The sequence below is a fragment of the Lentzea xinjiangensis genome (assembly GCF_900110955.1).
Lineage (GTDB): Bacteria > Actinomycetota > Actinomycetes > Mycobacteriales > Pseudonocardiaceae > Lentzea > Lentzea xinjiangensis.
The window spans coordinates 25,509-33,210 of the sequence record NZ_FOFR01000038.1 but is presented as its reverse complement, the minus strand read 5'-3'; the positions used below and the strand labels follow the sequence as shown (position 1 = coordinate 33,210).

General features: G+C 73.7%; 7 protein-coding genes. 4 read left to right on the top strand and 3 right to left on the bottom strand.

The annotated features are described in order from the left end of the window. The 4 genes from BMW88_RS39985 to BMW88_RS39970 form a co-directional block, all read left to right on the top strand. Positions 1–560 (top strand): hypothetical protein (locus BMW88_RS39985; RefSeq protein WP_218148400.1); only part of this gene is annotated, 560 nt, incomplete at its 5' end. Then, positions 557–1,522, top strand: coding sequence for an AAA family ATPase (locus BMW88_RS39980; RefSeq protein WP_089962202.1), 966 nt, complete (start codon positions 557–559; stop codon positions 1,520–1,522). The genes BMW88_RS39985 and BMW88_RS39980, both read left to right, overlap by 4 nt. Further along, positions 1,519–2,625, top strand: coding sequence for a DUF58 domain-containing protein (locus BMW88_RS39975; RefSeq protein ID WP_245778386.1), 1,107 nt, complete (start codon positions 1,519–1,521; stop codon positions 2,623–2,625). Before BMW88_RS39980 ends, BMW88_RS39975 begins: the two co-directional genes overlap by 4 nt. Continuing rightward, complete coding sequence (locus tag BMW88_RS39970; protein ID WP_143116505.1) at positions 2,622–4,619, top strand: transglutaminase domain-containing protein; 1,998 nt, start codon at positions 2,622–2,624, stop codon at positions 4,617–4,619. The genes BMW88_RS39975 and BMW88_RS39970 overlap by 4 nt, the downstream gene beginning before the upstream one ends. Position 4,620: 1 nt before the next feature. Here the strand turns inward: BMW88_RS39970 and BMW88_RS39965 are convergent, their stop codons facing one another. The 3 genes from BMW88_RS39965 to BMW88_RS39955 all read right to left on the bottom strand — a co-directional run bounded on the left by BMW88_RS39965 (position 4,621) and on the right by BMW88_RS39955 (position 7,574). Then, a complete protein-coding gene (locus BMW88_RS39965) occupies positions 4,621–5,076 on the bottom strand; it encodes a hypothetical protein (RefSeq protein ID WP_089962196.1) in 456 nt (151 codons plus the stop codon). A gap of 121 nt (positions 5,077–5,197) precedes the next feature. After that, complete coding sequence (locus BMW88_RS39960) at positions 5,198–6,859, bottom strand: serine/threonine-protein kinase (RefSeq protein WP_143116504.1); 1,662 nt, start codon at positions 6,857–6,859, stop codon at positions 5,198–5,200. A 130-nt stretch (positions 6,860–6,989) separates the two neighbouring features. Next, the gene (locus tag BMW88_RS39955) at positions 6,990–7,574 is read right to left on the bottom strand and encodes a DUF4230 domain-containing protein (RefSeq protein ID WP_245778385.1); all 585 of its coding nucleotides are present in this window, start codon (positions 7,572–7,574) and stop codon (positions 6,990–6,992) included. Positions 7,575–7,702: the final 128 nt, after the last annotated feature.

Below are 7,702 nucleotides of genomic sequence, written 5' to 3'. Positions count from 1 at the left end.
ACACACCGCCCCCGAACACACCGCCGCCCAACACACCGCCCCCGAACACCCCGCCGCCGAACACGCCTCCGCCGACGCCGACCCCGCCGCCTCCTCCGCCGCTGCCCGCGGCGGGCGCCACGGTGATCACCGGCTTCGTCGGCGGTGTCCGGATGCCGTCGCGCACGGTGAACATGGCGCCGCCCGCGGACTGGGCGAGCCACACCGGCCGCTGCGAGGTCGTGAACACGACGTGGGACTACGCGGTCGGCATCCCGTGCGGGGCGACCACCGCCCGGATCTCGCTGGAGGAGGGCTCGAACACCATCGTCGTCCGCGCGTACGCGGCCTCGGGCGGCGGCCAGGTCGACTCCGCCGCCCGCAACGCGAGCTACCTCGCCGACGAGTGCGGCGGCAAACCGGGCTGCATCCCGCGGCTGGCGCCCGCCGGCGCGCAGACCGCGCCGATGGGCGCGGGTGGAGTGGGCCTGCTGGCGTGCGCCTTCCTGCTGCGCATCGGTGTTCGCAGGGAAGACGGTGTTCGCGGGGAGAACGGTGTTCGCGGAGAAGAGGACAAGTGATCGACACCGGTGAGGTTTCCGCCTTCCGCGACCTGCACGCGCGGCTCGGTGACGCCGTCGAGAGCGCCGTGCGCGGCAAGCGCGACGTGGTCGACCTGGTGCTGGTGGCGATGTTCGCGGGCGGCCACGTGCTGCTGGAGGACGTTCCCGGCACGGGGAAGACGACGCTGGCGCGCGCCGTGGCCGGTGCGCTGGGCGGCGTCTCCCGGCGCGTGCAGTTCACGCCGGACCTGCTGCCGTCCGACGTCACGGGCACCTCGGTCTACGACCCGCAGACGGGCCAGATCCGGTTCCGCCCCGGTCCGGTGTTCGCGAACGTCGTGCTGGCCGACGAGATCAACCGCGCGGCGGCCAAGACGCAGTCGGCGCTGCTGGAGGTCATGGAGGAGCGGACGGTCACGGTCGACGGCGTCGGGCACGCGGTGCCCGACCCGTTCCTCGTGGTGGCGACGCAGAACCCGATCGACCTCGACGGCACCTACCGGCTGCCCGAGGCGCAGCTCGACAGGTTCATGCTGCGCACATCCATCGGCTACCCGTCGGTGGACGACGAGCTCGACGTGCTGCGGCCCGGCAGCGGGGCCGGCCGCATCGCCGACGTGCCCGCGGTGACGTCGCCGCGCGAGGTGAGCGCGTTCAGCGGCCGCCTCTCGCTGCTGCACGTGGCCGACCCGATCCTGCGCTACATCTCCTCCCTGGGCGTGGGCACCCGGTCCGACGAACGGCTGCGGCTGGGCACCTCCACGCGCGGCCTGCGCACGCTGGTGCGGTGCGCGCAGGTGTACGCGGCCGCCAAGGGCCGGCATTTCGTCGTGCCGCAGGACGTCCAGGACATCGCGGACCCGGTGCTGGCCCACCGCCTCGTGCTGACGCGGGAGAGCGTGCTGGCGGGGGTGACGACGTCGGAGGTGCTGGCCGACGTGCTCTCGCGCGTGCCGGTGCCCAAGCCCTCGGCGCAATGAGACTCACGCTGCGCGGCACCGGCACGGCGGTGCTGGGCCTGCTGATGCTCGGCGTCGGCCTGTGGTGGCGCTACCCGGGCATGGCGGCGTTCGGCCTCGCGCTGACCGCGCTCGTGCTCGCCTCGGTCGTCACGGTGCTGGTGGCGTCGCCGTTGTCGGTCTCGCGCACCGTCCGACCGCGCACCGTGCCGCGGCTGGCCCGGTGCAGCGGCCGGCTGGAGCTGTCGGTCACGGGCCGCTGGCCGGTGGCCCTCGACGCCGTCGACGTGGTGGCGGGCGTGCCCTCGGTGGTGGAGGTGCCGCTGCTCGCCCCCGGCGTCGTCGAGGCGGTCGACTACGCGATCCCGACCGAGCGGCGGGGTGTGTTCGACGTGGGCCCGCTGACGTTGCGGCGCCAGGGGCTGGCCGGGCTGGCGCAGGCCAGGACCGTGCTCGGGGAGGTCGTGCAGGTGCGGGTGGTCCCGCGCGTGCTGCCGGTCAGGGGCCTGCCGGCCGGAGCCCGGCGGGGCCAGGTGGGCGCCGACGAGCGGGTGGAGCGCGGGGGCACCGACCTGGTGGGCCTGCGCGAGTACGTGCCGGGTGACGACCTGCGCCGCCTGCACTGGGCGACGTCCGCGCGCACCGGCACGCTGATGATCCGCGAGGACGCCGACCCGGCACGCCCGCACCTGGCCGTGCTGCTGGACGACAACTCCGCGTCCTACGCCGTGGAGCAGCGCTTCGAGGAGGCGGTCGAGGTGGCGGCGTCGCTCGTCACCTCGGCGCTGGAGCAGGGACACCCGGTGCGGCTGCTGACCTCGTCCGGCGGCACCGACATCGACCAGGCGCAGGACGCCGCCCCGATCCTGTCCGCGCTGGCGGACCTGCGGCTGCGCGACGGCGACGGCCGCCGCACCGTGCCGGTGCGCGACCTCGACGTGGTGGCCGTGATCAGCGGGACCGCGGTGCCCGCCCTGGTGCTGGAGGCGGGCCGCGCCGCATTCGGCGTCGTGCTCGTCGTGGACGAGCAGCGGCCGGTGGGCACCGCAGGGTCGGTGCTCGTCCTCAGCGGCGCCAGCGCCGAGGACCTGGTCGGCTCGTGGAACGCGGTGGTGGCGCGATGAGGTACGCGTGGGTGGCCGCGGTCCTGCTCGTCGGCTCGCTGCAACTGGCCAGGGCGTGGGACGGGGCGTTCGTCTACTTCGGACTGGCCGCGCTCGCCGGGTTCGCGGCCCTGCTGCTCGCCCGCCTCGTTCCCGCGGGGCTGGCGGGCCTCGCGGTCGTGGTGCTCGCGATGGCGGGCGGTTTCCTCGCCGCCCGCGGCGCGTCCCCCGAGCGCGATCCGGCGTGGGTGCTGCTGGACACCGTCCCCAGGCTGCTCACGGCGGCACGCCCGGCCCCGGCCACGCCCGAGCTGCTGGTGCCGGGCCTCCTGCTGATCGTCGGTGTCTCCACCGCGGCGGTGCTGTCGGTGGCCAAGCGCGGAACGGCGTTGTTCGTGCCCGCGCTGGGCGCGGCGGTGCTGTACGTGTCCGCGGCGCTGCTCACCACCGGCCGCGCGGACCGCCACGGTCTCGTCGCGCTCGCCCTGGTCGTGCTGCTGGCGCTGGGCTGGCTGGTCGTCGACCGCCACGGGCCGGTGCTGCCGCCCGCGGTCCTGAGCACCGCCTTGGCCGCGGTGACGCTGCTGGCCGTCGTGTTGCCCGCCAACGGTTTCGAACCGCGCAGGCTCGTCACGCCACCGGTCACCGGCATCGCCGTGGCGAACCCCCTGCCGCAGCTCGCGGCCTGGGCCGCGCAGGGCGAGACCGAGCTGCTGCGGATGCGCGGGCCCGAGGTGCCGGTGCGGCTCGTGACGCTCAGCCGGTACTCGGGCGCGTCGTGGGAGGCGGCGAGCACGTACGGGCCGCTCGGTGTCGTCGACGCGCCGGACCTGCCGACCGGCGGGAAGGTCCAGGACGCCAGCGTCGACCTGCGGATCACCGGGTTGCGGGGCGAGTGGCTGCCGGGCGTGGGCAAGCCGCAGGCGGTGTCGTTGAGCAACGCCATGGTCGATCCCGACACCGGCTCGCTGGTGGTCGCCGACGGTCTCGAGCCGGGGCTGAGCTACACGGTGCGCGGTGTGCTGGAGACGCCGGCGGACACCGACCTCGCCGAGGCGTCCGTGCCGTCCGAGGCCACCCGGTACACGGCGTTGCCGCGGTTGCCGTTCACGTTGGGCGAGTACGCGCGGCAGGCGACCAGGAACGCCCGCACGCCCTACGAGAAAGCCGTGGCGCTGGAACAGGTCGTGCGCCTCGACCGCCGGCCGGACGCCGAGGCACCGGTCGGCTCGTCCTACGCGCGGCTGGAGACGTTCCTGTTCGGCAACCCCGGCGAGGCCGGCGCCGGCGCCGGCACGGCCGAGCAGTTCGCGTCGGCCTTCGCGGTGCTGGCCCGCGCGGTCGGCCTGCCGACGCGCGTGGTGGTCGGGTTTCAGCCGGTGCCCGAGCAGGACGGCGAGCGCGTCGTCCGCGCCTCGGATGCGACCGCCTGGCCGGAGGTCTACTTCAGCGGGTGGGGCTGGGTGGCGTTCGACCCGGTGTCGGGCAACGGGAGCGGACCGAGCGCCGCCTCGAAGCGCGAGGTGCTGAACCGGCTCGCCTCGACCACGGCGACGCCGACGCCGACCTCGCTGCCGTCCGTGCCGCCGCTGGTGCAGCCGACCGCGGTGCGGCCGGACGAGGTGGCCGCCGCGCCGGCGGGCGAGAGCTTCCCGTTCTGGGTGTTCACGCCGGTACTGCTCCTGGTGGGGCTGTACGTCGCACGCACCTCGCGCCGCGTGCGGCTGCGGGCGGCGGGACCGGTGGGAGCGTGGCACGAGGTGCTGGACTCGTTGCAGCTCGCGGGGTTGCGGCCGGAACCGAGCCGGACGGTGCCCGACATCGGCCGCGAGTGGGGAGAAGCGGGAGCGCGGCTCGCGGTGCTGGTGGACCAGGCGGCGTTCGCGCCGCGGCCCGGCGCGCACCAGCCGAGCTGGCCGCTGGCCCGGCAGGTGCGCAAAGCGGTGCGGCGCAACGCTTCCTGGTGGCGCAGGGCGGTGTGGGCGGTCGACCCGCGACCGTTGTTCCGGCGCTGACTCAGCGCACCACCTGGGCCGGGATGCAGTTCTTCCCGACGACCTTGAGCAACGCCTCGCACAGCGAGGGCGCGACGGCCGACTGGAACGGGCCGATCCACACGAACTGGGTGAACCTCGGGTCGTCCGGGACGATGGCGTCGCAGACGTCGTCCCGCCGCGTCAGCAGCGCGGTCTGGTCGCGCAGTGCGGGGTTCGCGTTCTCGCGGTGCTTCACCCACATCGTCTCGTACCGCAGCAGCACGTCGACGTCCTCCGCCGACATCGCGCCCTCCAGCGAGTGCAGGACGAGGACGGACGAGCCGGGGTCGCAGGGCATGTCCGTGTATTCCAGCTGCACGGGCTCGTTGCGCGCCGTGGGTGCCGTGCCGGTGCGGGTGTCCTCGGCGGCGGGCGGCCGGAGACCGTCCCCGATCAGCACGCCGATGCCGATGCCGATGACGAGCGGGAGGGCCACGGCCAGGAGTGTGCGGCGCTTGTGTCCACGGGCGAACAACGGTGGGCCGGCATAGCGAGCGGTTCGCACCGGGGGACCGTACGCCAATCCGTGCGAGCGCAACAACGCGGGCTCGGGAACGTCAGTTCTTGTTGGCGCAGACTTTCGCGGAGCTGCCGCGTTCACCGTTGTAGCCGAACGCCGCGATCTGGAAGCAACGCCGCGCGCCGCCGCCGTCCTCGATGACGTGCTTCGTGCCGCCGCCGGTCACCCTCGTCACCGCCACCGGCTTGGCACCGGTCACGTCGACCACCACGAACTCGGCCTGACCGCCGCTCGGGTCGCTCCACTCCAACTCGATCGCCTTGCCCTGGTACTCGGCGCGTTTGAGGACCGGGACGAACTTCAGGTCGGTGTTCGGCGCGGGCCCGGCGTCGGCGGACTCCTGGACCGGCTCCGGGATCGTCGTCGTCACCGGCGGCTGCGCCCGCTGGTCGTCGCCACCGCCGCGCTGCAGCAGCAGGCCCGCGACCACACCGCCGGACACGGCGACGACGGCGAGCAGCGCGAGCACACCGCCCCGCCTGCTCCTGCGGACCGGGGCCGTCATCGGCTCGGCCGGCGGCTCGGCAGCGGGCAGGCTGACGGACGGCAGGTCGACCAGCGGCAGCACGGCCACCGGCTCCGGCCGGGGAGGCGGGGCCGGCTCGAGGTCGTGCCGGCGGTAGGTCAGGTCCTCGAGCCGGCCGCGCCAGGAGTCGTCCGGCTCCTCGTCCGGTTCCGGTTCCGGATCGGGCTCCGGGACGTAACCGCGCGGGCCGAAACCGGGGGCCTCCGTCGGCCCCTCGGGGAAGAAGATCGGGCGCTCGCCCACCATCGCGGTCGCGTCAGGGTCCACAGTGGACAGGGGAGTGCCGGACGAGGTGGTGCCGGACAGGGGAGTGCCGGAGCGCACCGCCATCAGCGCGTCCCGCAGCTCCAGCGCCGAGCCGAACCGCTCCGCGCGGTCCTTGCGCAGGCACCGGCCGAGCACGGCGACCAGCGCGGCGGGCACGTCGAACCGGGTCAGCGCACGGGGTTCGGCGCTGCTGACGCGGCCGACGTAGGACAGCAGCGTGTCCTCGTCCGGGTTGTCCGAGGCGAACGGCGGCTTGCCCTCCAGCAGCGTGAACAGCGTCGAGCCGAGCGACCAGACGTCGTCGGCGGCCGACGGCGCGGCGCCCTCGATCATCTGCGGGGCCGCGTGCCGGTAGCTGACCATCTGCAGCGACGCGGAGTGACCCGCGTCGGCGCCGCGGGCGATGCCGAAGTCGGCCAGCACGTAGGAAGTGGGGAGCACCAGCACGTTCTGCGGCTTCACGTCGCGGTGCAGGATGCCCTGGCCGTGCGCGAACGCCAGCGCGTCGGCCACCGCGATGCCCGCCGCCACGACGTCGGCAACGGGCAACGGGCCCATAGCGCGCAAACGGTCGTGCAGTGAGCCGCGCTCGTAGAACTCCATGACGATGCACGGGCGGCCGTCCGGGAGCGTGCCCGTGTCCAGCACCGTGACGATGTGCGGGTGCTGGCGGCCGAGCTCGACGGTGATCGCCAGCTCACGGCGGAAGCGGGCCACCGTCGCCGGGTCGGTCACCTGCAGCACCTTGACCGCGACGTCGCGGCCCAGACCGTCCTGGCGGGCGCGGTAGATCGTGCCCTCGCCGCCCTGGGCGATCACGCGGAAACCGCTGTAGCCGGGCAGCGCGATCTCCGGCGCACGCGCGGCGTCCTGCGCGGGCGCCCAGGCCATCAGATCGTCTTCCACCAACGGATCCTATCCCGGTGCGGACGGCTCATCGCCGGACGTTCGCGGGGAAGGGTCCGCCGGTTCGGTGCCGGTTCGTCCGGTCCCGGTTCGGGTCGGACCGGTTCGTTCGGGACCGCCCCGACCCGGTCTAGTCGCCGACCACCTTCACCTGGAACCCCAGCGACTGCAGCATTCCGGTCAGCATCACGCGGGTGTTGTCCTCGGCGCGCTTGAGCAGCTCCGACGACTTCGCCGCCTCCGCGAGCTTGGCCTCGGCGGCGACGTAGAACCGCTGCTGGTCCGGAGGTCCCGCCAGCGCCTGGAGGTCGTTGATCAGCCCGCGTTCCTGGCTGAAGACGTACGACCGGTCGTGGTGCATGTTCGGCTTGTCGAGCTGCGGCTTCGGCAACCGGAGCTCGACGGTCTTGCCGTCCGGCGACACGACGAGCCCGTCGTCCTTCAGGCTGCCGAAGTCGACGAAGGCGTTGACCGAGCCGGCGGCGACGAACAGCGTCCGCTCACCGGCCAGTGCCGAGGGCACCCACTTCACGTCGTTCTCGATGTCCAGCACGACCTGGAACTCGCCGGCCGCGGCGTGGTACTGGCTGAGGTCCCGCACGGACTTGAGCATCGCGGGCTGGCTGCGGTCGATCGTCTCGTCCCCGCCGAACGGCCTCATCAGCCCGAAGACGAACACCGCCGAGCCGAGGATGATGAGAACGGCTGCGACCAAAGCTCCACGCGTCACCCAGCGCCTGTACACCGACCCGGAGTACCCGTGAGGTGGTGCGCGCACACGGTCCGTATGGGCTAATCGACCCGTGCGGAATCAGTTCCGTGTCCACATGGTTGGCTTTGGAC

What these genes read in the sequence shown, in the direction of transcription:
- BMW88_RS39975 (WP_245778386.1), top strand. Translation starts at nt 1,519, where the DNA reads ATGAGACTCACGCTGCGCGGCACCGGCACGGCGGTGCTGGGCCTGCTG.
- BMW88_RS39970 (WP_143116505.1), top strand. Translation starts at nt 2,622, where the DNA reads ATGAGGTACGCGTGGGTGGCCGCGGTCCTGCTCGTCGGCTCGCTGCAA.